This is a genomic window from Singulisphaera chitinilytica (assembly GCF_049331405.1).
GTDB lineage: Bacteria > Planctomycetota > Planctomycetia > Isosphaerales > Isosphaeraceae > PoT.
In genome coordinates, this window is sequence record NZ_CP186274.1 from 6,858,476 (window position 1) to 6,883,947 (window position 25,472).

A 25,472-nucleotide genomic window follows, 5' to 3' on the forward strand; every position below is an offset into this window, starting at 1 on the left:
TCAGCTCAATGGGCTTCACGCTCTTCATCCTGGTCAACGCCATCCTCTTCATCAGGCCAGCGGAGCTCGTGCCGGCGATGGCGGGGTTGCCGATCTACAACATCCTGATCTCGGCGAGCCTGGCCGTCTCGTTCTCCAAGGTGACGGGGCAGTTGTCGAGCAACTCGTTGAGGGATAACCCCATCAACGCCTGCGTTCTGGGATTGCTCATCTCGATCATCCTTTCGCATCTGACGCATTTTAGCTTTTCGGCGGCCAAGGAAGGGGGCGTGGAGTTTGCCAAGGTGCTCCTCTACTACCTCCTGCTGGTTTCCGTGGTCGATACGCCGACTCGATTCCTCCGGTTCCTGCGACTCCTCGCGGGTTTCACGGTGGTCCTGACGGTCCTGGCGCTGCTGCAGTACCATGGGGTGATCAACATCCCGTCGCTCCAGTCGATCGCCGACCTGGAAGTTGATGCCTCGGGCAACAATTTCTCCGTCCTCAGACTTTGCAGCACGGGCATCTATAACGATCCCAATGACCTTTGCATGATCCTCCTCGTCGGCATGGCGATCTGCCTCTTCGGGATGGGCGACAAGAAGATCGGGCCGCTCCGATTCTTCTGGGTTTTGCCCCTGATGATGTTCGGATATGCGTTGACCAAGACCCACTCTCGCGGCGGGTTCCTTGCGATGCTCGCCGCCATGATGGTGCTATTCCTCGCACGATTCGGGACTCGCAAGGCGGTTCCCCTGCTCGTGATCGCCCTCCCCGCGGTGTTCGTTGTATTCGCGGGGCGACAGACGAATATCTCGACCGAAGGGGATACGGGGCAGGACCGGATTCAGCTCTGGTCCTCGGGCCTCCTGCTCTTCCGCCAGTCGCCCCTCTTCGGGATCGGGCAGAACCGCTACGCGGACGAAGTGGGATTGGTTGCACATAACTCGTTCGTCCATGCGTTCACCGAACTGGGAATCCTGGGCGGTACGCTATTCACCGGGTTGTTCTATTACTCCCTCGGGACCCTCCACCGCCTCGGCAGTTATCGGAACTGGATTCGGGATCCCGAGATCAGGCGGTTCCGCCCGTACCTCATGGCGATCGTCGCGGCTTATGGCACCGGCCTGCTGACGATCTCGCGCAATTACATCGTGCCGACCTACATGATCTTCGGAATCGTGACCGTCTACCTGCGGCTGGCCACCGACGGTTCGCCCGTTGTGCCTCGCCGATTCGGATCGAATCTCGTGGGTCACTTTGCAATGATCAGCATTGCATTCGTTGTGTCAGCTTATTTGTTTATTCGCATGTTCGCCCGATACGGCTCCTGACTGGCAAGGCACAACACTCGGGTGCATTCGACGGCCGAGGCATCGCAGGACGAATCGCCCTGGCCGGTTCCCATAACTTGAGAGGTTTCCATCCAGAGATGACCCAGACGCAAGCAATCTCCATCCCCGTGTCGGTCGTCGCGGCGCTCGAGGCTGCGGAGCCACTCCCGCGTCTGGTCACGACCATCCGCCCGCGATCGCGCTGGGAGGCGCTCGACCTCGGCGAGTACTGGCGGGCGAGGGAACTCCTCTTCTTCCTCATCTGGCGCGACGTGAAGGTCCGCTACAAGCAGACGGCCCTCGGCGCGGCCTGGGCGATCCTGCAGCCGCTGATGACGATGATCGCGTTCAGCCTCTTCTTCGGCCGGCTTGCGAGAGTGTCGTCCGGCACGCTCCCCTACCCCCTCTTCGCGTTCACGGGCCTGTTGCCCTGGACCTTCTTCGCCAACGCCGTGAGCCAGTCGGGACTGAGCGTCGTGGGGAGCGAGCGGCTGATCACGAAGGTGTATTTCCCGAGGCTCATCATCCCGCTCGCCGCGGTCGGCGCGGGCATCATCGACTTCCTGATCGCCTGCGGGATGCTCGGTGTGCTGATGCTCTATTACGGGGTAATTCCCGGCCTGACCTTCTTGCTGGCTCCCCTGCCCATCCTGGGCCTGGTCCTGGCGGCCTCCGGCATCGGGTCGCTCCTGGCCGCCTTGAATGTCTCCTTTCGCGACTTCCGCTATGTGATCCCGTTCCTCGTCCAGCTCTGGATGTTCGCGACCCCCACGGTCTACATGCAGACCGAGGGGACCATCCCGGTGGTCTGGCGAGCCCTCCTCCCGTTGAATCCGGCCTGCGGCCTGATCTCCAACTTCAGGGCGGCGGTGACCGGCGGTGCGCTTGATCTGTATTCCCTGTCTGTCTCGATGTCGGTCGCGGTGGTCCTGTTCTTTGCAGGCGTCCTCTATTTCCGCCGCGTCGAGCGCGGCTTCGCGGATGTTATTTAACCCTCCGAGGTCGAGATCCATGAGCCAGCTCAAAGTCGGGATCATCGGTGCGGGCTACTGGGGCCCGAACTTGATCCGCAATTTCTCGAATTGCCCCCTCACGGAAGTTGCAGCCGTCCTTGATACGAACCCCGCCCGACTCGAGAAGATCGGGCGGGCGTACAACCACGTCCGCCTGGTCGACAACATCGACCATCTGCTGGACCTGAAGCTCGACGCCGTCGCCATCGCGACCCCCGTGTCGACGCATCACGCCCTGGCCGAGCGCTGCCTTCAGGCGGGGCTGCACGTCCTCGTCGAGAAGCCCCTGGCGGCCAACGTCCAGGAGGCCGAGGCCCTCGTCGAACTCGCGACGCGCCTCGGTCGGATCCTGATGGTCGACCATACTTATCTGTTCAATAGCTCGGTCCGCAAGATCAAGGAGCTGATCGAGTACGGCGAGCTGGGCGACCTGTACTACATCGATAGCGTTCGCATCAACCTGGGGCTCCTCCAGCACGACGTCAACGTGATCTGGGACCTCGCTCCCCACGACCTCTCGATCGCCGACCACGTCGTCGGCTTGCCGGCGCGGAGCATCTCGGCCTGGGGCGCCGCCCACGCCCGCCGAGGCATCGAAGACCTCGCCTACGTCAACGTCGACTACGGCGACCGTATGCTGGCGAACTTCCACGTCAACTGGCTCTCCCCCGTGAAGATCCGGCAGATGATCTTCGCCGGGTCGCGCAAGAGCTTGATCTTCAACGAACTGAACACGACCGAGCCCATCAAGGTCTTCGACCGGGGAATCGAGCTCGGACAGAGCGTTGAAGACCGCACGAAGCTGCTCGTCGATTATCGGGCCGGTGACGTCTGGAGCCCCCACGTCGAGCCGACCGAGGCGCTCCAGGGGACCGTGACGCAGTTCGCGGAGTCGATCAGGGATGGCAAGCCGCCGCTCAGCGATGGCCACCTGGGTTTGCGGATCGTGCAGATGCTGGAAGCGGCGACGCGGAGCATTCGAGCCCAGGGCGGGCGCGTCGTTCTCACTCAAGGGACGTACACCAATGGCCAGACCAAACCATCCCCGAGCGGACTCGACGAACGGAATACGAATCGCGCCGGAGGTGCAACTGGGGCGAGACGTAAGCCTGCATTGCTTCGTTAACCTCTACGGATGCAGCATCGGCGATGAGTCGCGCGTCGGTAGCTTCGTCGAGATCCAGAAGGGCGTGGAGATCGGCGCCCGGTGCAAGATCTCGAGCCACACCTTCATCTGCGAAGGGGTGACGATCGAGGACGAAGTGTTCGTTGGGCACGGGGTCGTCTTCATCAATGACCGTGACCCCCAGGCCACGACCGATGGCCGCCCCTCGACCGAGGCCGATTGGGTGCTGGAACGGACCCATGTCTGCCGACGAGCTTCGATAGGGAGCGGTGCGGTCATCATGTCGGGAGTGACCATCGGCGAAGGTGCCCTGGTCGGTGCAGGAGCCGTGGTGACGAAGAATGTCCCCCCGAAGGCCGTGGTGGCCGGCGTACCGGCCAGGCTGATCCGAAGTCGCGTACATGAGCATGAGGGAGTTGCAGGATGACTTTGATCGCGAGCAAGACCGAGACGCTCGAGACACCGCCCCTCCTCGATGAGCCCCCCGTTCCGTTCCTCGACCTCAAGGCCCAGTACTCGGGCATCCGCGAGGAGATCTTGAGGTCGCTCCAGGAGGTCGCCGACAGCGGGACCTACATCCTGGGCCCGAGGGTCGCGGCATTCGAGGAAGCCTTTGCCGAGAACCTCGGGGCCAAGCATTGCGTCGGGGTCAACAGCGGGACGTCCGCCCTGCACCTCGCCCTCATCACCGCGGGAGTCGAGGCTGGAGACGAGGTCATCACCGTCCCGATGACGTTCGTCGCGACCTCCTGGGCGATCAGCTACGTCGGTGCCAGGCCTGTCTTCGTGGACGTCGACCCCGTCACCTACACGATGGACGCGAGCCAGGTCGAGGCGAAGATCACTCCGAAGACGAAGGCGATCCTCCCCGTCCACCTCTATGGCCAGCCGGCGGACCTCAGGCCGCTGCTCGAGATCGGCTGTAAGCACGGCATCCCCGTCATCGAGGACGCCGCCCAGGCCCACAACGCCACCTACGGAGACCACGGAGCGGGGAGCCTGGGCCATTGCGGTTGCTTCAGCTTCTACCCCGGCAAGAACCTCGGAGCCTACGGCGAGGCCGGTGCCATCGTCACGAATGACGAGAAGGTGGCCGACCGCCTGCGTGCCCTGAGGGACCATGCCCAGGGGCGGCGATATTACCACAATGAGGTCGGCTTCAATTACCGGATGGATGCGTTCCAGGGGGCGATTCTCGGGGTCAAGCTGAAGTCCCTCAAGGCCTGGACGGAAGCCCGGCGCCGGCTCGCCGCCCGCTACATCGAGCATCTCGGAGGGCTGCCGCTCGGCCTGCCCGGCGAGGCCGTGGGGCGTCGATCGGCGTGGCACCTGTTCGTGGTCCTGCATCCCCGGCGCGACGCCCTACGTCGGGAACTCGAGACGAGGGGGATCCAGACCGGCCTGCACTATCCCGTCCCGGTCCACCTCCAGGATGCTTACCGATCGCTCGGACACCGGATCGGGGATTTCCCCGTGTCCGAGCGAGTCGCCAGGGAATGCCTCTCGTTGCCGCTCTTCCCGGAGATGACGGAGCGCCAGCAAGAACGCGTCATCGAGGCCGTTCACGATGCTATGCGCAACTTGGAGGTTGCATGAAAAACTCTCTCGCGGGATCAACCGTCCTCGTCACTGGCGGCATGGGCCTCATCGGTTCCCACATCGTCGATCGGCTGATCGAAGAGGATGTCAAGGAAATCCGCGTCCTTGACAACCTCGTCCGGGGTTGCCAGGAGAACCTGGCCGAGGCGCGGGCCATCTTCCCGGTCGAGGTTCACCACGGTGACATCCGCGACCGCGAGACGGTCAAGGCGGCTATGAACGGATGCGATTACGTCTTCCACCAGGCCGCCATCCGGATCACGCTCTGCGCCGTGCGGCCTCGTGAGTGCATCGAAGTCCTGGTCAACGGCACCTTCAACGTCTTCGAGGCCGCCGTCGAGTGCGGGGTCAAGAAGGTCGTCTACGCCTCCTCCGCGTCGGTCTACGGCGCCGCGGAAGACTTCCCGACTGATGAGCGTCATCACCCCTACAATAACCAGACCATCTACGGTGCCGCGAAGCTGATGAACGAAGGCATCGCTCGCAGCTTCCACCAGATGCAGGGGTTGAACAGCGTCGGCCTCCGCTACTTCAACGTCTACGGCCCCCGGATGGACGTCACAGGCGCCTACACCGAGGTCTTCGCCCGCTGGCTCGATCGCATGGATCAGGGGCAGCCGCCGATGATCCACGGCGATGGATCGGCCTCGATGGATTTCATCTTCGTCGAGGACATCGCCCGGGCCAACATCCTCGCGATGCAGTCGGATCGCGTCTGCGACGTCTATAACGTCGCGAGCGGCGTCGAGACGTCGCTCCTGGGCCTCTGGGAAGCCATGCGAGACGTCACGGGCGCCCACCACCTCAAGCCGGAATTCCATCCCCCGCGGGCCGTCAACCCCGTCCCGCGAAGGCTGGCGGATACCTCGCTCGCCCGGAAAGAACTGGGATTCGAAGCCCAGGTTGACCTCGAGGAAGGCCTGCGACGGCTCTGCGCCTGGCGTCGAGGCCTGGCACTCACTCAGGAGGTATTAAGAATATGAATGCAATGATACGAAAAATCCCGATCATGAAGCCCTCATTGGGAGAGGAAGAGGCCGTCGCGGCGCGCCGGGCCATCCTCTCCGGGTGGGTGACCCAGGGCCCCGAGGTCGCGGCCTTCGAGAAGGAGTTCGCCGAGTACGTCGGAGCACCGCACGCATGTGCGGTCTCCAACTGCACGACGGCATTGCATCTCGCCCTGCACGCCCTCGGTGTCGGGGCCGGCGACGAGGTCGTCACGGTGAGCCATTCGTACATCGCCACGGCGAACGCCGTGCGCTATTGCGGGGCCACGCCGGTCTTCGTCGACATCGACCCTCGGAACTACAACATCGACCCCTCGTTGATCGAGGGGGCTATCACCCCGAGGACGAAGGCGATCATGCCCGTCCACCAGATCGGCCAACCCTGCGACATGAAGTCGATCATGGCCATCGCCCGACGTCGCAACCTGCCCGTCGTCGAAGACGCCGCCTGTGCGATCGGCTGCGAGGTCCTCGTCGACGACCAATGGAAGCGGATCGGCTGGCCGCACGGTACGGTCGCCTGCTTCTCCTTCCATCCTCGCAAGTTGCTCACCACCGGCGACGGGGGGATGCTAACCACGAAGGATCCGGAACTCGACCGCAAGTTCCGACTCCTCCGCCAGCACGGCATGAGCATCCCGGACACGACCCGGCATCATGCCAAGACCGTCGTCTTCGAGGAATACCCGGTCGTCGGCTTCAACTACCGGATGACCGACATCCAGGCCGCCGTGGGGAGGGTCCAACTGGGCCGGATCCCCGACATGCTCGTCCGCAGGTTCGCCCTGGCGGCTCGCTACTCTCACGCCCTGATGGAAATCCCCGGCTTGGAATGCCCGTGCATCGACGAGGACGCACTGCCCAATTTCCAGTCGTATGCCGTGAGGGTCACGTCCGATTTCGGGATGAGCCGCGACGAACTCATGCAGGCACTCCTTGATCGAGGTATAAGCTCGCGCCGGGGGATCATGAACGCCCACCAGGAGCCGGCTTATGCCAACGAGTCGCACGCCCCGCTGCCCCAATCCGAGGCGGCCAGGGACGAAGTCATCCTCTTGCCGCTCTATGACTCCATGTCCGAGGACGATCAGGCTTACGTCATCGAGGCGCTCCATGAAATGAGCTGCCTTACCGAAGCCCGATGAGGGATCTCCATGACCCGAGCTCTTGTGATCCTGGGAACCGGTGGAAGAGCTTATGAAATCCTCGACATCATCGAGGCGATCAATGCCAGGGAACCGAGCTGGAAGGTGCTCGGGTTTTTGGACGATGCCAAGGCCCGCGGCAGCCGCCACCTCGGTTTCGAGGTTCTCGGCAGCCTGGGCGATGCCACGCGGCTCGATCCGTTCATGTGCGTGAATTCGATCGGCAGCGAGAAGAATTACATAGACCTCCCCGAGATCCTGGCCGCGACCAGGCTATTGCCGACCCGGTTCGCCACGCTCGTCCATCCGCTTGCCGCGGTCTCGAGCCGGGCAAGGCTGGGGCATGGTGTCGTGGTCAATCATGGCGTCTCCGTCAGCGGCGGGGTGCGGATCGGGCATCACGTGACGTTGAGCGCGGGCTGCGTGATCGGGCATGACTGCACGATCGAGGACTATTCGATCATGGCGCCTGGCTCGACCATCAGCGGGTTCGTGAATCTTGGGCGAGCGTGCTATCTCGGTGCTGGCTCCGTGGTACGTCAGCGTGTCAACGTCGGCGAGTTCGCTCTCGTCGGCATGGGGTCCGTGGTCCTGAAGTCAGTGAACTCCGGCGAAGTCGTCGTCGGCAATCCCGCACGTTTGTTGAGAAACATCAAGAACATCCGCCTGGCGAGGGAAGCCTAAGATGAGCCGGATCGACGTGATCATACCCTGTTATCAATATGGCCGATTCCTACGCCAATGCGTGGAAAGCGTCCTGTCGCAGTCGCACGAGGACCTGCGTGTCCTGATCATCGACGACGCCTCTAAAGACAAGACGGCCGAGGTTGCGGAAGCGCTAGTCGCCGAGGACCATCGCGTCACCTTCCGGCGGCATACGACCAACATCCGCCACATCGCCACATTCAATGAAGGGCTTGCCTGGGCCACCGGAGAATACACCGTCCTGATCTCGGCCGACGACATGCTGGCCCCCGGCTCGCTTGCCCGATCGGTTCGTTTGCTGGACGCCCACCCCGAGGTGGGTTTCGCCTACGGGCCTGCGATCGTCATCCAGACCGACGAGGATCTGCCGGAGGCGCGATCCTCTTCGAAGGAAGATCCCTGGAACATCCTCTCCGGCCCGGCCTTCATTGAATTGTGCTGCGATGCCGGCTCGAATCTCGTGTCCACCCCGACGGTGATGGTGCGGACGAGCCTCCAGCATCAACTCGGCGGCTACAGGCCGGATCTCCCCCACTCGGCCGACATGGAGATGTGGATGAGGTTCGGGGCGCATGCCGCCGTCGGCCTCATCGACGCCGATCAAGCCTACTACCGGCTTCATGATAAAAACATGAGTCGTGGATATTTTAATGGAATGGATAACGCCCGCTTCGAGCCCGCCATCGCCGACCTGCGACAGCGGAAGGCCGCGTTCGACGTCTTCTTCGAGACCCAGGCCGCGTTCATCGCCGATGTCGAGAGGCTCCGCAAGGATGCGGATCGGGGTTTGGCCTGGGAAGCATTCTGGGGGGCGAGTGCCGTCTTCGAGCAGGGCGGGATCTCCGGCTGCGATGCGATGCTCGAGTTCGCCCTCGAAATCGCCCCCGAGCTCGTGGCTGAGCCCGAGTGGTCCCGGATGCGATTCAAACGACGACTGGGCCCTCGACTCTGGTCGACCCTCCGGCCCGTTGTCGGCTTCCTGCGGCCTCGCTCGAGCACGATGACCCAGTTGACGTAATCGCCCTTTCCCGTCGAATCACCCATTCCACGAAGGTCACCATGGACGCAGCAATTTCCGTCGAAGGAGTGTCCAAGCGATACCGCCTTGGTGCTCGTCGCGATGCCGCTTACGGCACTTTGCGAGAGACGATCGCCAACGCCGTCGCCGGGCCGATCAATAACCTGCGCCGTTCGGCGTCACGCACTCGGACACCGAGCTCCGATACGGCGCAGGAGATCCTCTGGGCACTCAAGGACGTCTCGTTCCAGATCAATCCGGGAGAAGCGGTCGGGATCGTGGGCCGCAACGGCGCGGGCAAGTCGACCTTGCTGAAGATCCTCAGCCGGATCACGGCGCCGACGGAAGGCTGCGTCAAGATACGCGGACGCGTGGGGAGCCTCCTCGAGGTCGGCACCGGGTTCCACCCCGAATTGACCGGCCGCGAAAACGTCTTCCTGAACGGTGCAATCATCGGCATGAGCCGTTATGAGATCCTCCGCAAATTCGAGGAGATCGTCGAGTTTGCCGAGATCGGGCGATTCATCGATACGCCGGTCAAGCGTTATTCGAGCGGCATGTACATTCGCCTTGCGTTCGCGGTCGCGGCCCACATGAAGCCGGATATCCTGCTCGTCGACGAGGTCCTCTCGGTGGGCGACCTCGCCTTCCAGCGCAAGTGCATGGACCACGCCAAACGCCTGCTCGAGGAGAAGGCCACGCTCCTGTTCGTCTCGCACAACATGTTCGCCATCAAGGCCATGTGCGACCGTTCCATCTACCTCTCCAGCGGGGCCGTCGCCCTCGACGGGACCACCGAAGAGGTCACCCGGCTCTACGACCAGGAAGGCCGGCTCGACATGGTCTCCTGGGCGACGGGCATGGTCGGATCGGATCCCACCAAGTGCCCTATCTATATCAAGGAGTTCGAACTTCTGGATGAATCTGGCGGGTCTCGGACCCTCTTCGAGCACGGGGAACGCATGCGGATCCGCTTGCACTACGATGCCCGCGTGCCGCTGACGAACCCCAATTTCAGCCTCGGGATCGTGCGATCCGACAACGTCTCCTGTTGCAACTTCAACACCTCCATGGATGGCTTCTCCACGTCGAAGATCTCCGGCGAAGGGGTCATCGAAGTCCTCCTGCCCCCGATCAGCCTGGTGGCAGATCTCTATTCCATCCAGGTGCTGGTCTGGGACGCCACCTTCCAAAGGCTGCATTGCGCGCAGATGGGTAAGAACTTTCATGTGAGCCATCCGCTCCTGAACACGGAGTTCGGGGTCTTTCACGAGCCGGCGGAGTGGTGTTGGGGCTGAGGGTTCGTGGGGGTGACCCTGCTGCGGACGGGTTGCCGGAATCGAGCGGACTTCCAAATCACCCACTCTGATCGAGGAGTTGCATGATGACCCCCATCTCGATCGCCATCGCCACTTACAATCGGGCCGACGATCTCGCCCGTACGCTCGGCGGGATCGAGGCGCTCGAGTTCGACGACCTCGACGACGTTGAAATCCTGGTCATCGACAACAATTCTTCGGACGCGACGCGGGACGTCTCGGAGCTTTTCGAGCGGCGGTTCCAGGGCCATTTCCGCTACGTCCTCGAATCTCGCCAGGGCCTGAGTCAGGCCCGGAATCGGGCCGTGGCCGAGGCTCGGTTCGGGGTCATCGCCTTCCTCGATGATGACGTCGACCTCGATCCAGGCTGGCTGCGTAACCTCGCCTCGGCCTATGAGAGTGGCGATTACGCGGCCGTGGGGGGCCGGGCCTACCTGAGTTATCCCAGGTCGAGGCCACACTGGCTGGGCGAACGCGACGAGGGTTACCTGACGAAGATTGAGCTGGGCCCTGATAGGCTCCACGCCAACCCCGACGAATTGTTCGGCGTGAACCTGAGCCTCAGGAAGGAATGGATCGAACGAGTCGGAGGGTTCCGGGTCGACCTGGGCCGCATCGGGTCCTGCCTCATCGGCAGCGAAGAGACCGACTTGCTCGAGCGCATCGCCCGGGCGGGCGGAGACCTGCTTTACGAGCCATCGGCTGTCGTCGCGCACCGCGTTCCGCAGAATCGCCTGCGTCGCCGCTGGTTCTGGTCGCGCAGCTATTGGGGACATCGCGGCGAGGCACGCCGATCGCCGTCGCGCGAAGTCTCGCTCTACGAAATGGCGAGGAAGAGCTGGCACGTCACGCTGGCGGCCTGGGGCCTGACTCGGACCCTGGTCCGTCGCAGCCCCTGGGGCGAGGAAGTTTTCCACGAGATCGTCGTACTCTCGGCTCGTATTGGGACATGGGTCGGCCTCGTGATGCGACTGATGTCGCGGCGAGACCAGACGCGAATCATCCTCGACGATGAGGCCGAGGATGATTCATCCGCCGATGCAGGACAGGTGCCCTGCTGCGTCGAATGCTCGGGATCTCAACGATCAATATGTAAGGGTTGAGCGATGTTCAATTGCCTCCGTCAGGACATCTGGCGCTGCGGGGACACGGCGTATGTCCGGGCCCGGGAGATCGCTCTCACCCCCGCGATGTGGGCGGTGATCGGCTATCGATTCCGTCGGTGGCTGTACACGGCCTCGATGCCGAGGCCGATCCGCGTCATTCTCAACGTCCTGGCTGTGCTCGTGCAGACCTCAACCCAGATCGCAACGAACATCGAGTTGCCCAGCTCAACCGAGATCGGGCCCGGTTTGTACCTGCCCCATACGGGTTACATCGTGGTCTCGTCCCGAGCGATCATCGGGAGCAACTGCACGCTGACGCAGGGGGTCACGATCGGCCATGGCGGTGGAGGCCGAGGTTCGCGGCATGGCGTCCCGACGCTAGGTGATCGCGTCTACGTCGGCCCCGGCGCGGCCATCATCGGTCCGGTCACCATAGGCTCCGATGCGCTCATCGGGGCCGGGGCCATCGTCACTCGCTCCATCCCCCCACGTGGCGTGGCGGTGGGGAATCCGGCGAGGGTCATCTCCGATCGCGGGTCATTCGACCTGATCGAATATCCGGGGATGGAGACCGATCCCGATCGCCTCGTCGCCCTCTCGTGTACCCGGTCGGAACCGTCGGGTTGTGCGGCGATCGTGTGAATGGCCAAAAATGTGATCCGTCTTTAAATCAACAAGCAGGAGGGACCACGTGACCAAGCCCCTCGTCAGTGTGATCATCCCGGCGTATCGGGCCGCGGGGACGATTGGCCGGGCCATCGAGAGCCTGCTCGCCCAGACACGACAGCCGGACGAGATCGTCGTTGTCGACGACGGCAGCCCCGACGACATCGCCTTGGCATTAGAGCCCTTTGCCGAGAACGTGCGTCTCATCTGCACGATGAACCAGGGGGCGGCGATGGCCAGGAACGTGGGCATCGAGGCCTCGCGCGGCGATCTCCTGGCCTTCCTCGACGCTGACGATTACTGGGAGCCGCGCAAACTTGAGAGGCAACTGCAGGTGATGAGCGACCACCCCGAGGTCGGGCTCGTCGCGAGTCGTTTCTACTCCCAGCCTCCCGGCGGGGACCGCGTCCTGCGACCCGCAGGCCATGAGCAACTCTATGGGCGTGTGTTGAGTGCCAGGGGATGTGCGGTGTTTGACGTCATGGCGGAGATCTGGACCACCACGGTCCTCGTCCGTCGCGACGTCCTGGGCACGAATCGGTTCCTCGCCGGGTTTGAGCCGGCCGAAGACCGCGACCTCTGGATCCGCCTCGTCGACGAGTCCCCAGTTTATCTCGACCCGGAGCCTGCGGCGACCTGGGTGCTCGAGCCCGACTCACTCTCTCGAGGCAACATCGATCGCGACTGCGGCAACATGCTTCGCGTCGTCCGACGCCATCGTGCCTTGCTCGACCGCGCGGGACTTCGAAGTTGGGAGTCGTACGTTTTCCGTCGATGGGCGGCCGGTCACCTTGGCCAGGGGCATCCCAGGGAAGCCATCCTGCCGGCCTGGGAGCGGCTCCGTCGCCAGCCATCCTCGCTGGAGGCGTGGTGGATCGCCGCGAAGTCTCTCGCCACGTCGATGCGGCCCGCCCAAATCATCGGGCTTGCGGCCGAAGGCTGAGCCCCTTCCAACACCGCTCATAGATTGGGAATCGGCATGACGAAGAACCTGAAAGTCACCCATGTCGTCCTCTCCCTCGAGTGCGGGGGATTGGAGCGAATCGTACTCGACCTGGCACGAACCGGGCCGAAGCTCGGGCAGGAAGTCTCGGTGATTTGCATGGAGCGCCGAGGCAAGCTGGCCGATCAGGTCGAGGAGGCCGGAGCCACCGTCCTCTGCCTGGACAAGCCCCCGGGCCGCGATCCGGAGATGGTCGGGAAGGTCCGCGAGGCGCTCCGACAGCTCAAGCCCAACGTGGTCCACACCCACCAGATCGGCCCCCTGCTCTACGCCGGCCCCGCTGCGCAGGCCGAGAATGTGCCGTTGGTCGTGCATACCGAACATATTAACCAGCTTGCCAAGCATCGGTCGCTCAGTCGGCGATTGCGGTTGCGAATCCTCTGGTGGCTCGCCGGCAGGCGATCCGCCCGATTTTTCTGCGTCTCGGACGACATCGCCGCCGCGGTCCACACTCACGGATTCCTGCCGAAGCGCAAGATCCACGTCGTCCTCAACGGCATCGACACCGCGCAGTTTCGCCGGAAGTCGAGGGAGGCCAATCCGGTGCGGTCCGAGCTTGGGATTCCCCCGGGCGCTCCCCTCCTCGGCACCGTGGGCCGACTCAATGAAGTGAAATGCCAGGACCTGCTCGTTCGTTCATTCCAGCGAATATTGAAGGATGTCCCCGAGGCCCACTTGCTCCTCGTGGGCGATGGACCCATGTGGGCGGAGCTTCATGAGCTGGCCGATCGCCTGGAGATTAGCGACCGTGTGCATTTCGCGGGCTATCAGGCCGAACCTGAGAGATTCCTGAAGGCCATGGACGTCTTCGTCCTCCCAAGCCGTGCCGAGGGCCTCCCCCTCGCGATCCTCGAAGCCTGGGCTGTCGGCCTGCCTGTCATCGCCACGCGTGTCGGGGGCATCCCTCGGCTCCTCGATGAAGGTCGAGACGGGATCCTGATCGATCCAAACGACGAGCAGGCATTGACGTCATCGCTGCTCGCGGTCCTCTCCGACCCTGAGCACGCACGGAAGCTCGGCGAAGCGGGACGACGACGGGCCGAGGCCGACTTCGACACGTGCAGGATGGCGACGGATTACCAGACGCATTACCTCCAACTCCTCACCCCCGGGAACTAGAGCCGCGATGCGAATCCTAGCTCTCACGAACCTGTATCCGAATCCCTATCAGCCGCATCGCGCCTCTTTCAATCGCCAGCACCTGCGACTGCTGGCGGAACGTCATGCGGTCCGGGTCATCGCCCCGATCTCCTGGACGGACGAGTTCGTCGAACGCCGGCGCGTGGGTGACCGCCTCGGCGGGGTTAGGAGCGTGCAGGCCGACGGCATGACCATAGACCATCCCCGATATGTGTTCACGCCCAAGGTGCTGCGAGGCCACTACGGTAAGTTCTACCTCCGATCGGTGCGCCGGGCCTTCGAGCATGCCGTCGACAAATTCAGTCCCGACATCGTCTATACCCCGTGGGCGTACCCCGACGGCTGGGCTGCGGTCGAACTCGGCAGTCGCTTCGGCATCCCGGTCGTCATCAAGGTCCACGGCTCGGACGTGCTACTCCTCGAGCAGAACCCGAGCCGTCGCGAGCCGACCGCCGAGGCCTTACGAGGTGCCAACGCCATCGTGGCTGTGAGCCAGGACCTCGCGAAGAAAGTCGTCGCCCTGAGCCGTTCGCCCGAACGCGTTCACGTCGTCTACGACGGCGCCGATACGCGACTCTTCCAGCCCGGCTCGGCCGAAGACGCCCGGACCCGGCTTGGCCTCGATCCCAAGATGCCGGTCATCCTCTCGGTCGGCAATCTCGTGCCGGTCAAGGGTCAAGACGTGTTGATTGATGCGTGCTCACGCCTGGCCAGGAACGGCGCACGCTTCCACGCGTACCTGATCGGCCAGGGACCCTTGAGGGCCAAGCTGGAGAAGCAGGTGGCCCGACTCGGGATCGGTCACTGCTTCAAGCTGCTGGGAGCCCTGCCCCACGCCCAGTTGCCCGACTGGTTCCGCGCCGCGAGCGTCTTCTGCCTGCCCAGCCACTCCGAAGGGGTCCCGAACGTCCTCCTGGAATCGGCCGCCTGCAAGACCCCATTCGTCGCGAGCCGGGTGGGTGGGATCCCCGAGATCACCGACTTCGACTCGTGCCGTCTGGTCCCGCCGTCGGACTCCGACGCGTTGGCGAAGTCCCTCCGGCCATACCTCACGATCCCCGAGAATCGCAGTCGGTTCGACTCCCTGACCGTTAAAGACATTGCGGATACGGCCTTGGATCTCGAGCAACTCTTCATGCAGACGATCCGGGACCATGAGCGTTTCCTGGTCGGCTCGAACTGAAACGAACCGAACCCGGGGTCGTGGCCATCATCCGACATCATCCGTCGTCTCAGCTACCAAGAGTACCGACATGAAACTTGATTCCGTCCTGGAACCCCCGGACCTCTCGTCGGACTGCCTGCGAGGACGAGACATCATTTGCTTCAGCCACGACTGGACCGGGGACCCCCTGTCGAAGACGCATTTCATGCGCCTGCTCGCGCAGGACAATCGCATCCTGTGGGTGAACTCGATCGGCTACCGGGCGCCGACGGCCTCCAAGGCCGACCTCTCGCGGGCCTTCAAGAAGGTCGCGGCGGCGATGGCGCCGATCAAGGAGGTCGAGCCCAACCTCTTCGTCTTCAACCCGCTAGCCATCCCCGCGTACGGCCGCCCGGCCCTCCGCGATCTGAGCCGTCGACTCTTGCGGGCCCAGATCCTGCGAGCCATGCGGAGACTCGGGTTCAAGAAACCGATCAACTGGGTCTTCAACCCGGCGGCCGGGATCATCGCCGGGACCTTGGATGAAGAATTCCTGATTTACCATTGCGTCGACGAGTACACCGCCTTCACGGGGGTCGCGGCCCAATCCCTGGCCGAGATCGAGAGCCAACTGCTCCGGAAGGCCGACGCCGTCTTCGTCTCCGCGGAGCGGCTCTACCAATCGAAGGCCGCCGTCAACCCCCGGACGTTCCTCGTGCGGCATGGCGTCGACTACGAGCATTTCCGCCAGTCCCTCAACCCCTCGCTCCCGATTCCCGACGAGATCGCACACCTCAAGAAGCCGATCATCGGTTACTTCGGTCTGATCGCCGAAGACTGGGTGGATCTTAGGCTGCTGAAACACATCGCCGACTGCTTCCCCGAGTGTTCGCTCGTGATGCTGGGCAAGACGACGATGGACGTCTCGAGCCTCGCCGCGCGACCGAACGTCCACCTGTTGGGGCGTCGCCACTACGAGGACCTCCCCGCCTACAGCAAGGCCTTCGACGTGGCCCTGATCCCCTTCCCAATCAGCGAGGTCACTCTGAACGCGAACCCGTTGAAGGCGCGTGAATACCTGGCGTCCGGTCTCCCCGTGATCTCCACCGCGATCCCCGAGGTCGAGGTCCTGGGGCAATGCCGGATTGGTCGCGACCATGATGAGGTCGTCCGAGAAATCAGGGCTGCCCTAGCCGAGCCCGGCCCCTGCCCCGCCCGGAGCGAGACGATGCGGAAGGAGAGCTGGACGGCCCGGCTCGAGGAAGTTCGCATGCACCTCGCGGGACTCCCCGAGTTCGAGAAAGTCCGAGCTCCTCGAGTAGGAGCCCGAGGATGATCCGCAAAGATGATCCTCCGTCGCTCTTTCGACTCATCCGCTCCGACCTTCGAGGCAAGGCCCTCTGGTGCTATGAGGGGGAGAGGCCGGTCGACCTGACCAAAGTGCTCCTGACCGACGGGACGATGGCGATGATCTACTATCGCTTGATGCAGTGGTCCAGGCGTCGAAGGCTGGTCCTCCTGGAGATGCTCTTCAACAAGCTGAACACCGTCTTCTGCAACTGCATCATCGGCCGAGGCGCGGAGTTCGGCCCCGGATTCGTCCTGATCCACGCGACGGGTGTCGTCATCAACGGGCAGGTTCGCGGAGGTTCCGGAGTCCTGATCGAGCATCAGGTGACCATCGGAGCCGAACGTCGGCAGAACCCCTTGATCGGCGACGACGTCTTCCTGGGAGCCGGATCGAAGGTCATCGGCTCGGTCACGATCGGGGACGGGGCCAGAATCGGGGCGAACGCCGTGGTCGTCGACGACATCCCGGGCCATTCCACCGCCATCGGGATCCCGGCCCGGGTCGTGCGGAGACGCTCCCCCGCGACAGAGGCGCTCGCACCGGTTGCCGAGCGCGCGTTAATCGAATGAACGTGTGATTCTCTCCGCGTCGTTGTACCTCGAAAGCCAACATCGATGATAACCCTCACGACTCTCGCGGCGATCTGCCTCTGGGGATGCCTGGGGCTGGTGGTTTACGCGTATGCCGGCTATCCGCTGCTCCTCCGGGGCCTCTCCTACGTTTTCGGCCGATCCTCCAAATCTCGGGCCCTCGATGATGCCGAACTCCCCTCGGTCTCGCTCCTGATCGCGGCCCACAACGAAGAGGCCGAGATCGAGCACAGGCTCATGAATGCCCTGGCGATGGACTATCCTCGCGGGAAGCTCCAGATCGTCGTCGGTTCGGACGGCAGCGTCGATGAGACGGCGAGGATCGTGGAGGGTTTCGCGGATCGCGGGGTCGAGCTTTTCGACTATGAGCAGAACCGCGGTAAGGCGACCGTCCTCAACGAGTCGGTGCCGCACCTCAAGGGCGAAATCATCTTATTCTCCGATGCGAATACCTATAACGACCCCATGTCGGCCCGCAATCTCGTGCGATGGTTCCGCGACCCGGCGATCGGCGTCGTCTGCGGCCGTCTCGTCCTGACCGATCCGGTCTCGGGGCGAAACGCCGATGGCCTCTACTGGAAGTATGAGAACTTCCTGAAATACTACGAGAACCGCCTCGGGGCCCTGCTCGGGTCGAATGGCGCGATCTACGCGATGCGGAAGGATCTGTATACGCCGATCGACGGGGCGACCATCGTCGACGACTTCGTGATCCCGCTGCTGGCGAAGGTCAAGTTCGGCTGCTCGATCGTTTACGATTGCGAGGCGATCGCGACCGAGGAGACGCCCGCCAGCGTCGGCGCGGAGTTCCATCGCCGTAGCCGGATCGGCGCGGGGGGATTCCAGAGCATCGGGTTCCTCTGGAAGATCCTCGACCCTCGGCGCGGCTGGGTCGCCTTCAGTTTCCTGTCGCACAAGATCCTGCGCTGGTTCTGTCCCTTCTTCCTAATCGGGGCGCTCGCCAGCAACGCGGTCCTGCTCTCGGGCGGCGAGACCTGCTACCGCTATCTCCTGCTCGCGCAGGTGGCCTTCTATCTCGTCTCGCTCTTGCTGGCGTTCGCCCCGGCGAGTCGTTGGCTGAGGCCCTTCCGCTTGGCGAGCCTGTTCTCGGGCATGAACCTGGCACTGTTCGTGGGTTTCTGCCGCTGGCTCGGGGGCAATCAATGCGGGACATGGAGGCGGACCACTCGCCTCGCTGAGGAGAGGGGGATCGTCCGATGATTGCGTTTGCCCTCGGGCTGGGTCTGATCGGAATTGCGGGAGTCGCCGTGGTCGCTCGCAAGTTGATGCGACGGGGGATTCATTGCTGGATCGTACCTTGCATCCTGCGGTCATTCGGTCGTCGTCGCAACCAACCTGTGCATATGCTCCTCTGCATCGCCGACCACTACGAGCCCGGCCTGAATGACGCCTCGCGGGAACTCGCCGATGCGCGCGTGGCGCTCTGGGTCGAGCAGTATCCCCAGCGCCTGGGCGCCTTCCGCGATAGCGATGGTCGCGTGCCCCAGCATTCCTTCTTCTATCCGATCGACCAGTACGAACCGGCCCATGTCGACGCCATCGCCGGCCTCTGCCGCGCGGGGTTCGGCGAGATTGAGGTCCACCTCCACCACTCCGGCGACAACTCCACGAACCTGAGGTCCACCCTGCTCGCGCACCGGGAGGCCATGTATCAACGGCACGGCGTGGGCGCACGGCATCGCGAGACCGGAGAACTCGTCTATGGCTTCATCCATGGGGACTGGGCCCTCGACAACTCACTGCCGAACGGCCGTTGCTGCGGCGTCAACGACGAGTTGAACATCCTCCGGGAGACGGGATGTTACTGCGACTTCACGCTCCCGTCGTATCCGAGCGCGGCGCAGACTCGAAAGATCAACAGCATCTACTATGCGACCGACGATCCCCGTGAGCCCAAGTCTCACGACACGGGCGTCGATGTGGGGACCGGCGAGGTCCCGCCGAACTCCCTGATGCTGATCCAGGGGCCGCTCGTCCTCAACTGGACGCGCCGCAAATGGGGCCTGCTACCTCGCTTTGAGAATGGCTGCATCCAGGGAAATCAGGCCCCCTCGATTCAACGCCTGGACGCCTGGCTGAACGCTCGCGTGCAGGTTCCAGGCCGACCCGACTGGTACTTCGTTAAGCTCCACACCCACGGCGCCAACGAGGCGAATCACTCCGCCTTGCTGGGAACCGCCGGGATCGAATTCCACCGCGCACTCGCCCAACGAGCCAAAAACGACCCCAACTTCCGCTACCACTACGTCACGGCTCGTGAGATGTACAACCTCGCCAAGGCTGCCGAGGCCGGTTGGAAAGGGTCGGTCGCGGAGGCTCGTGATTACGAGATCCTCTGGGACGGTGTCGCCCCGAAGTTCGCTTCGGATGACATGGCCGTGTCCAATCTGTCCGGCGCGACTCGATCCGGGCCACTTGTTGAGACGGCTTGAGATCCCGTATTCAAGGTCAATCCCTATATCTTGATTGAATGTAACATGAGTTTAAAGGAGAGCCCTCGACGCAAGATCAACTCGCGGCGAGGGCCTTCCGGGCGAAAGGATCAACGGAGGCTGCGAGCTTCGAGTCCGTTCTCGCTCACCGTGCGAACTCCCTGGGATCAATCGTTGGCGAAGATGGAACTTCCCAACGGCTTCGAGTTCGACGTCAGAACGCCCCTCGAGATGCGATTCCAACCGGACGCGGACGACCCGGTCGGATGCTGCGGGTTACCGTAGACCCAGGGCTGCTTCGTTGACCCACTGCTTGTGGCGGAGCCGTTCGAGACGGTCGATCCGCTGACCTGGGTTGGTTGAACCGTGGCGGTGACTGCTGCGGAAGTCGCGGTCGAGGCGCCTGAGCCGGTACCGGACGACGATGTTGTGCTGGCCGCCTTCGTCGCCGCAGAAGAATTCGTCGTGCTGAAGACGACGTCGACCCAGTAGTTCGACGCGTTGTAAGTGCTCGTCGGGAATCCTCCCGAACTCCCGTACTTGTACACTCCCGCATTCGCGGGTGCGTGAAGCGTGGAGTTGTTGAAAGTTGAGGTGAAGTACGAAGAACTCGCCGAGTACCGACCTCGCGGGGCGAAGTAGGAAGCCACATAAGTCGTATTGGCCGAGATCGCGACCGGGGTAGAGAACGTCACCTGCTGCCAGCCCGAGGCCGTCTCGGACGTGAACGTCGCGGTGGCCAGCAGGGTTCCCGTGCTAGTCCAGAGGTGTCCCACATGGGTCCCTGTGTTCAGGGGGCCCTTGTAGAAACGCAAACCGGTGATGTAACCGGCGACGTCGCTCGTGAACTTAACTCCCAACTCGACCGCGTTAGGGTCGCTGTCGGTGATGGTTGACGGGACCGCCGTATTCGGCCAGAGCGAAGACGCCACCGTCACCGGCGCCGCGGTGGTGAAGGTCCAGGTCGCGGGAGCCGCCATGACCTGACCCGCGGCGTCCTTCACCCCCGAGATCGTAACCTTGAAAGTGGTGGAGTTGGCGAGAGCAGCGTTGGGGACCAGTGTGAAGGTGCGGTTGGCGCTGTTGTAGCTCACCGTGGCCGGGACGGCGACACCCGTGGCTACGTTGGTGAGGGTGAAGGTGACGGGGGAAGCAAGGACCGATTCATTGAAGACCGCCGTGACGCTCGAGGTCGTCGAGACCCCGGTGGCGCCTGAGGCCGGGGTCTGACCTGTGACGGTCGGGACGATCGCGGTCGCGGTGGTGAAGGTCCAGGTCGCGGGAACAGCCATGACCTGGCCCGCCGCATCCTTCACACCCGAGATCGACGCCCTGTAGGTCGTTGAACCGGCGAGGGGTGCGGACGGTACCAGCGTGAAGGTTTTGCTGGTGCTGTTGTAGGAGACGGTGGCAGCGACGGCGGCGCCGGTTGCTAGATTGGTGAGGGTGAAGGTGACGGGGGAAGCGAGGACCGATTCGTTGAAGACCGCCGTGACGCTCGAGGTCGTCGAGACCCCGGTGGCGCCTGAGGCCGGCGTCTGACCTGTGACGGTCGGTATGACTGCGGCCGCCGTGGTGAACGTCCAGGTGAAAGGAGCCGCCATGACCTGGCCCGCGGCGTCTTTCACGCCGGAGATCGAGGCCAGGTAAGTCGCCGAGCTGGCGAGGGGTGCGGACGGTACCAGCGTGAAGGTTTTGCTGGTGCTGTTGTAGGAGACGGTGGCAGCGACGGCGCCGCCTGTTGCCTGGTTGGTGAGGGTGAATGTGACGGGGGAGGCGAGCACGGATTCGTTGAAGACGGCGGTCACGCTCGTCGAGATCGCGACGTTGGTGGCGGACGCCGCGGGGGTCTGGCTCGTCACCGTCGGGATGATGGTCATCGCCGTGCCAAACTGATAAGCCCCCAGATCGGAGATGGAACTGCGGGCCTGACTCGATGCCGTGGAGACGTATTGACGATCTACTGGAGCCCACCCGGAGTTCAGTGCGACCCCGCGGCCGATCGCCGATGATCCGGCCGCGAGGTGATAGTCGCCACCGGTCAGGCTGACGAAACCCGGGTCATTCGAGGAGGGGGAGTAGAAGTTCGACGTGCCCGAGATCGTGCCGCTGAAGGTCCCGTTGTCGAGGGACGGCAGCCAGCCCGGGCTCATCCAGTTCACGCCGAAGTTCGCGACGCCGACGGTGTTCATCAACTCGAAGTAGCTCGCCGCCGACCCCGTTGTGGCCGAACCGCTGTAGAAGATGTTGTTGGACGCGTTCACGGTCTGAGAATTGGTGTCCAGCTGGAAGAGGATTGTCCTCCATTGACTGGACTGATTACTCCTGGTGACCACCGTGTTGTCGTAGAAATTGAGGGTTTTTCGATAGATCGACGTGTTCCCGCTGTCGCCGCCAAAGTGGACGAGATATGTCGCGGCATTGGGGCCCGTGTTGTCGAGGATGTTCCCGTAAACCGAGGTCGTCGCATAGCTCGGGTCCGAGGCCACGATCCCGGAATCCTCGGCGTCGACGAGGTCGAGGAGATGGCCGCCGGGGGCGAAGTAATTGTAGCGAATCACCGCGCCGGCCGAGCGATCCTTCAGATTGTTGCCCGCGGAGCCGGAACGCAGGGGACCGAAGTAGTTGTACTGATAGGTGATCCCGACGGCCTCGGAATAAACGTTGTGCTCCAGCCATGAGTTGGGCACGCCATTCCCGTAGATGCTATTCCCCTGCACCAGGATGTTGCGCGACGTGTGGGCCTCATCGCCGTTGGACAGGACGAACAGGCCGATCCCCGAGCTGTCCAGCGTGCTGTTCTGGATCGTGATGTTGTTGGCGCCTTCGATGTAGATGGCGGCCGAGAATTCGGCGTAGTTCTGCGTTGCGCCCGTCGAATCCTGGAAAGTGTAGCTCTCGTAGGCGTTCCGGAATTCGAGGCCGGAGATGTTGATATAATTTGGCTTATAGTCGTAAGCCTGATCCGCCGAACGCTGAATCAGGACGAGCGCATTCGCCTGGAGCGGCGAGTAGTAGTAATGGAACTGGCTGCTGGTCGTTGCGTTCTGGCCGTCGATGATCGGCTCTTGTCCGTTGGGGCCGGGGACCCCGACGATGTTGATGGGCTGGGTCGCCGTCCCACTCTGGGAGATGAGGATCTTCTCGTGATACGGGTTCGGTTGCCAGTTGATGGCGACCGTGTCGCCGGGAGCGAGCTTTGTCCAGGGCACGGAACCGATGGTCGTGTACGCCTGGCCCGGGCCGACGCTGTAGGTCGTGAGCAAGGCGCGTCGCTCAAGCCCCTCCAGGCCAGGCCTGACGGATGAGGGACGGGCCTTGGACCTGCGTCGTGGCTTCGAGGTGGGGTCAATCGGACGGATGAACATCGTGAAGCTCCTTGGCATCGATCCTTGTGGTGGTTTTCGGCTCACAAGGAAGTTTTGTCTGATGGGTGTTTGTCGCCATTGCGGGTAGGACGTCGGACGGGAGGCGCCCACCGATCGGGCGGCGCGCACTCGCCACGCGAGCCCGCACTTTCGAGGCGCGGGACTATAGTCAATAAGGCAATAGGGTTATTAATTTAGAATCGGCGAATAGTTTAGTTAACTATACAGCATCATGGCGTAGTCGCATTGGAATGCGGCTACGTGCACCATCGCCCTGGTTCGTTCGCGAGCATCTCGGGCGGAAAAATGGTCGGTCGACAACCGTCGGGGAGCCGGACAAGAGGCGCCCCGGCGTATGCCCGCCGATCGGGCGACGCGCGGCGCGCACTCGCCACGCGAGCCCGCACTTTCGAGGCGCGGGGCCATCGTCTCGGGAACGAGAGTAATAATATTACTTGAGTTTACTTGGATAGTTGCGTGTAAGTGCTTTTGCTCGGAGCACTATCGTATTGTAATGCGGCTATGGGCACGATCGCCCTGGATCGTTCGCGCGTCTCTCGGGCCGAAATATTAGTGACCGCAGATTCGGGAATATTCTGGACTGTTCGGATGAGGATCAGAGGGCCATTCGCCCGTCTCGAGCAGGATTCAAGAGCCTTCGGCTTCGCGGGAACGGACCGTCGCACCGAGCGGCGGGAACGCCATGCCCGGGAGATGATCGACCTGACTCATTAGTCCAGGAACGGGCCGTCGCCCCGCAAATCCAAAATATATAACAATGAATAATATAAATTAAATTTGTGGTTTTGGTTTGTTTGTTAGCGGTGTGAGTTGGCGATCGATAAAAATTCCAAGCGGTGAATTCAAGTGCCTAGGACCTCCAGAAGCGTGGTAGGCACATTCCTCCCCGGACTGAGCCGCCCTGACGACGTCGTCGTTCTCATACATCGAAGATACCTTTACGGAGAGGATGCTCGTGGAGCGGAGATATCAAGCCAGAGTGAAGCAGGTGCCCGACCAATCCGGCGACGGGGCCGATCTCGCCCAGGACCTCGAGGCACACGTGCGGGAGTTCGTCGCGCCCTACCTGAGTTCGTTGGCCGAGCCCGAGCAGCGACGCCATGTCGTCGAATACATGATAGGCCTGCTATCGAAGCTCGAGCACAAGACCGCCGAGGCCATCGCGTATCTGCTCGACCACACGCGACAGGGGATCCAGAAGTTCATCGGTCGCGCGGTCTGGGACCATGCGCCCATGCTCGAGCGACTCGCCCATCATGTGGCCGGTGAGGTGGGCGACCCTGACGCCGTGATCGTCTTCGCATCTGCGTCTTTCCCCAAGAAGGGCCTGAAATCGGTTGGGGTCGCCAAGCAACTGTCGGGACCCGGGAAGAAAATCGAGAACTGCCAGGTGGCACTCTACATGGCCTACGTCTCCCCGGCGGCCGAGTGCCTCGTCAACACTCGCCTCTACCTGCCGAAAGAATGGACACGGAACCCCGTTCGCAGGGCCGAGGCCAGAATCCCCAAGGCAGTCAGGTACCGCGCTCATCATGAACTCGCGAAGGAAATGCTCCAGGAGCAAGGGATATTCTTGCCTCACTCTTGGGTCGCAATCAGGGACGAAGAGTCCTATCCGGACAGCTTCTGCCAGATGATGAGAGACCGAGGCCAGAGATATCTCGCCCCCGTCTCGCCGGGCACATGGATTCGCAATAATGAAAGCAATGGACGTAAGCATGAGATAACGGAATCACTGTCGAATTCGTTCGTGCGATTGGATCGTCTCGCCGATAGCCTGCCCCAATCGGCATGGAGCATCGTCTCGCCTTCCGGCTGCCATGGGTCATCAGCGTCGATCGAGATCGCTAGCCGTCGTGCGGAGCGCCGCGTCCGAGAAGGCCACCATCCGGTGGAGTTGTTCTTGATCGTGAGGCGACATAATGCGGAGGATCGAGATAAATGCAATTACTTTGCGACCAATGCCGAGGATGCGGTCCCGTTGCAAACCCTGGCTTCTGTCATTCATGCCATGGATCGAGCCGATTCATGCATCCAAAGGGCCAGGGAAGAAGCCGGCCTGGCCGATTACCAGGTGAGAAACTGGCTGGCATGGCATCATCACCAAGTGCTCTCCCTCCTGGCCGCATGGTTCCTCACGCTGGCAAGGCCTAAAGGGCCCAGCGGGACTATCTGTGGCAGGGCCTCGCTCTCCCGCGGTGCGCTCGAAGGTGAATAGCCCGGCAATGGATGGCATCATCGGGGTACACCTTCAATTGCAATCAGGCTCGACTTCGAGCGCGGTAAGGAGGGGCGATGGCCTCGATGGAGTTCGCTAGGTACGCAGGATTCAATCCGTCGGACCAGTATGTTGAATTGGGAGAATGCTTATACTATTTGGAAAAA

Annotated in this window: 21 protein-coding genes; 20 read left to right on the forward strand and 1 reads right to left on the reverse strand. The window is 62.7% G+C overall.

The features are described 5' to 3' along the window. Positions 1-8: 8 nt before the first annotated feature. From ACOYYX_RS26945 to ACOYYX_RS27035, 19 genes are all read left to right on the forward strand, one after another. On the forward strand, positions 9-1,313 hold the full coding sequence (locus tag ACOYYX_RS26945; RefSeq protein WP_422925449.1) for an O-antigen ligase family protein: 1,305 nt from the start codon (positions 9-11) through the stop codon (positions 1,311-1,313). A gap of 98 nt (positions 1,314-1,411) precedes the next feature. After that, complete coding sequence (locus ACOYYX_RS26950; RefSeq protein ID WP_422925451.1) at positions 1,412-2,305, forward strand: ABC transporter permease; 894 nt, start codon at positions 1,412-1,414, stop codon at positions 2,303-2,305. 19 nt (positions 2,306-2,324) lie between these two features. Further along, positions 2,325-3,452 carry a Gfo/Idh/MocA family protein gene (locus ACOYYX_RS26955; protein ID WP_422925453.1) on the forward strand — a complete coding sequence of 376 codons (1,128 nt, stop codon included), beginning with the start codon at positions 2,325-2,327 and terminating at the stop codon, positions 3,450-3,452. Beyond that, positions 3,352-3,879, forward strand: coding sequence for an acyltransferase (locus ACOYYX_RS26960; RefSeq protein WP_422925455.1), 528 nt, complete (start codon positions 3,352-3,354; stop codon positions 3,877-3,879). The genes ACOYYX_RS26955 and ACOYYX_RS26960 overlap by 101 nt, the downstream gene beginning before the upstream one ends. Further along, positions 3,876-5,048: a DegT/DnrJ/EryC1/StrS family aminotransferase gene (locus ACOYYX_RS26965; RefSeq protein WP_422925457.1), complete on the forward strand. Its 1,173-nt coding sequence runs from the start codon at positions 3,876-3,878 to the stop codon at positions 5,046-5,048. The genes ACOYYX_RS26960 and ACOYYX_RS26965 overlap by 4 nt, the downstream gene beginning before the upstream one ends. Continuing rightward, complete coding sequence (locus ACOYYX_RS26970) at positions 5,045-6,034, forward strand: SDR family NAD(P)-dependent oxidoreductase (protein WP_422925459.1); 990 nt, start codon at positions 5,045-5,047, stop codon at positions 6,032-6,034. Before ACOYYX_RS26965 ends, ACOYYX_RS26970 begins: the two co-directional genes overlap by 4 nt. Beyond that, positions 6,031-7,203, forward strand: a complete 1,173-nt coding sequence (locus ACOYYX_RS26975; RefSeq protein WP_422925461.1) for a DegT/DnrJ/EryC1/StrS family aminotransferase — start codon at positions 6,031-6,033, stop codon at positions 7,201-7,203. The genes ACOYYX_RS26970 and ACOYYX_RS26975 overlap by 4 nt, the downstream gene beginning before the upstream one ends. A 9-nt stretch (positions 7,204-7,212) precedes the next feature. Further along, positions 7,213-7,887: an acetyltransferase gene (locus ACOYYX_RS26980; RefSeq protein ID WP_422925463.1), complete on the forward strand. Its 675-nt coding sequence runs from the start codon at positions 7,213-7,215 to the stop codon at positions 7,885-7,887. Between the two features lies 1 nt (position 7,888). After that, positions 7,889-8,926: a glycosyltransferase gene (locus tag ACOYYX_RS26985; protein WP_422925465.1), complete on the forward strand. Its 1,038-nt coding sequence runs from the start codon at positions 7,889-7,891 to the stop codon at positions 8,924-8,926. A 41-nt stretch (positions 8,927-8,967) separates the two neighbouring features. Beyond that, the gene (locus ACOYYX_RS26990; protein WP_422925467.1) at positions 8,968-10,224 is read left to right on the forward strand and encodes an ABC transporter ATP-binding protein; all 1,257 of its coding nucleotides are present in this window, start codon (positions 8,968-8,970) and stop codon (positions 10,222-10,224) included. A gap of 83 nt (positions 10,225-10,307) precedes the next feature. Further along, complete coding sequence (locus tag ACOYYX_RS26995; RefSeq protein WP_422925469.1) at positions 10,308-11,348, forward strand: glycosyltransferase family 2 protein; 1,041 nt, start codon at positions 10,308-10,310, stop codon at positions 11,346-11,348. Positions 11,349-11,351: 3 nt separating this feature from the next. Continuing rightward, positions 11,352-11,993, forward strand: coding sequence for a serine O-acetyltransferase (locus tag ACOYYX_RS27000; RefSeq protein WP_422925471.1), 642 nt, complete (start codon positions 11,352-11,354; stop codon positions 11,991-11,993). A gap of 49 nt (positions 11,994-12,042) precedes the next feature. Beyond that, positions 12,043-12,960, forward strand: a complete 918-nt coding sequence (locus ACOYYX_RS27005; RefSeq protein ID WP_422925473.1) for a glycosyltransferase family 2 protein — start codon at positions 12,043-12,045, stop codon at positions 12,958-12,960. Between the two features lie 36 nt (positions 12,961-12,996). Then, entirely contained in the window at positions 12,997-14,139 is a 1,143-nt protein-coding gene (locus ACOYYX_RS27010) for a glycosyltransferase (RefSeq protein ID WP_422925475.1), read from the forward strand. Between the two features lie 7 nt (positions 14,140-14,146). Next, entirely contained in the window at positions 14,147-15,343 is a 1,197-nt protein-coding gene (locus tag ACOYYX_RS27015) for a glycosyltransferase family 4 protein (protein ID WP_422925477.1), read from the forward strand. A gap of 70 nt (positions 15,344-15,413) precedes the next feature. After that, positions 15,414-16,640 (forward strand): glycosyltransferase, encoded by a 1,227-nt coding sequence (locus ACOYYX_RS27020; RefSeq protein WP_422925479.1) that lies wholly within the window; start codon positions 15,414-15,416, stop codon positions 16,638-16,640. After that, on the forward strand, positions 16,637-17,224 hold the full coding sequence (locus ACOYYX_RS27025; RefSeq protein ID WP_422925481.1) for a serine O-acetyltransferase: 588 nt from the start codon (positions 16,637-16,639) through the stop codon (positions 17,222-17,224). The genes ACOYYX_RS27020 and ACOYYX_RS27025 overlap by 4 nt, the downstream gene beginning before the upstream one ends. 45 nt (positions 17,225-17,269) lie before the next feature. Further along, complete coding sequence (locus tag ACOYYX_RS27030) at positions 17,270-18,466, forward strand: glycosyltransferase family 2 protein (RefSeq protein ID WP_422925483.1); 1,197 nt, start codon at positions 17,270-17,272, stop codon at positions 18,464-18,466. Further along, positions 18,463-19,698: a hypothetical protein gene (locus ACOYYX_RS27035; protein WP_422925485.1), complete on the forward strand. Its 1,236-nt coding sequence runs from the start codon at positions 18,463-18,465 to the stop codon at positions 19,696-19,698. Before ACOYYX_RS27030 ends, ACOYYX_RS27035 begins: the two co-directional genes overlap by 4 nt. Before the next feature lie 167 nt (positions 19,699-19,865). Here the strand turns inward: ACOYYX_RS27035 and ACOYYX_RS27040 are convergent, their stop codons facing one another. Continuing rightward, positions 19,866-23,066 (reverse strand): DUF4082 domain-containing protein, encoded by a 3,201-nt coding sequence (locus ACOYYX_RS27040; RefSeq protein WP_422925487.1) that lies wholly within the window; start codon positions 23,064-23,066, stop codon positions 19,866-19,868. A 1,063-nt stretch (positions 23,067-24,129) separates the two neighbouring features. Between ACOYYX_RS27040 and ACOYYX_RS27045 the strand changes: the two genes are divergently transcribed. Then, the gene (locus tag ACOYYX_RS27045; protein ID WP_422925489.1) at positions 24,130-25,305 is read left to right on the forward strand and encodes an IS701 family transposase; all 1,176 of its coding nucleotides are present in this window, start codon (positions 24,130-24,132) and stop codon (positions 25,303-25,305) included. Positions 25,306-25,472: the final 167 nt, after the last annotated feature.

What these genes read in the sequence shown, in the direction of transcription:
- ACOYYX_RS26945 (WP_422925449.1), top strand. Translation starts at nt 9, where the DNA reads ATGGGCTTCACGCTCTTCATCCTGGTCAACGCCATCCTCTTCATCAGG.
- ACOYYX_RS26950 (WP_422925451.1), top strand. Translation starts at nt 1,412, where the DNA reads ATGACCCAGACGCAAGCAATCTCCATCCCCGTGTCGGTCGTCGCGGCG.
- ACOYYX_RS26955 (WP_422925453.1), top strand. Translation starts at nt 2,325, where the DNA reads ATGAGCCAGCTCAAAGTCGGGATCATCGGTGCGGGCTACTGGGGCCCG.
- ACOYYX_RS26960 (WP_422925455.1), top strand. Translation starts at nt 3,352, where the DNA reads ATGGCCAGACCAAACCATCCCCGAGCGGACTCGACGAACGGAATACGA.
- ACOYYX_RS26965 (WP_422925457.1), top strand. Translation starts at nt 3,876, where the DNA reads ATGACTTTGATCGCGAGCAAGACCGAGACGCTCGAGACACCGCCCCTC.
- ACOYYX_RS26970 (WP_422925459.1), top strand. Translation starts at nt 5,045, where the DNA reads ATGAAAAACTCTCTCGCGGGATCAACCGTCCTCGTCACTGGCGGCATG.
- ACOYYX_RS26975 (WP_422925461.1), top strand. Translation starts at nt 6,031, where the DNA reads ATGAATGCAATGATACGAAAAATCCCGATCATGAAGCCCTCATTGGGA.
- ACOYYX_RS26980 (WP_422925463.1), top strand. Translation starts at nt 7,213, where the DNA reads ATGACCCGAGCTCTTGTGATCCTGGGAACCGGTGGAAGAGCTTATGAA.
- ACOYYX_RS26985 (WP_422925465.1), top strand. Translation starts at nt 7,889, where the DNA reads ATGAGCCGGATCGACGTGATCATACCCTGTTATCAATATGGCCGATTC.
- ACOYYX_RS26990 (WP_422925467.1), top strand. Translation starts at nt 8,968, where the DNA reads ATGGACGCAGCAATTTCCGTCGAAGGAGTGTCCAAGCGATACCGCCTT.
- ACOYYX_RS26995 (WP_422925469.1), top strand. Translation starts at nt 10,308, where the DNA reads ATGATGACCCCCATCTCGATCGCCATCGCCACTTACAATCGGGCCGAC.
- ACOYYX_RS27000 (WP_422925471.1), top strand. Translation starts at nt 11,352, where the DNA reads ATGTTCAATTGCCTCCGTCAGGACATCTGGCGCTGCGGGGACACGGCG.
- ACOYYX_RS27010 (WP_422925475.1), top strand. Translation starts at nt 12,997, where the DNA reads ATGACGAAGAACCTGAAAGTCACCCATGTCGTCCTCTCCCTCGAGTGC.
- ACOYYX_RS27015 (WP_422925477.1), top strand. Translation starts at nt 14,147, where the DNA reads ATGCGAATCCTAGCTCTCACGAACCTGTATCCGAATCCCTATCAGCCG.
- ACOYYX_RS27020 (WP_422925479.1), top strand. Translation starts at nt 15,414, where the DNA reads ATGAAACTTGATTCCGTCCTGGAACCCCCGGACCTCTCGTCGGACTGC.
- ACOYYX_RS27025 (WP_422925481.1), top strand. Translation starts at nt 16,637, where the DNA reads ATGATCCGCAAAGATGATCCTCCGTCGCTCTTTCGACTCATCCGCTCC.
- ACOYYX_RS27030 (WP_422925483.1), top strand. Translation starts at nt 17,270, where the DNA reads ATGATAACCCTCACGACTCTCGCGGCGATCTGCCTCTGGGGATGCCTG.
- ACOYYX_RS27035 (WP_422925485.1), top strand. Translation starts at nt 18,463, where the DNA reads ATGATTGCGTTTGCCCTCGGGCTGGGTCTGATCGGAATTGCGGGAGTC.
- ACOYYX_RS27040 (WP_422925487.1), bottom strand. Translation starts at nt 23,066, where the DNA reads ATGTTCATCCGTCCGATTGACCCCACCTCGAAGCCACGACGCAGGTCC.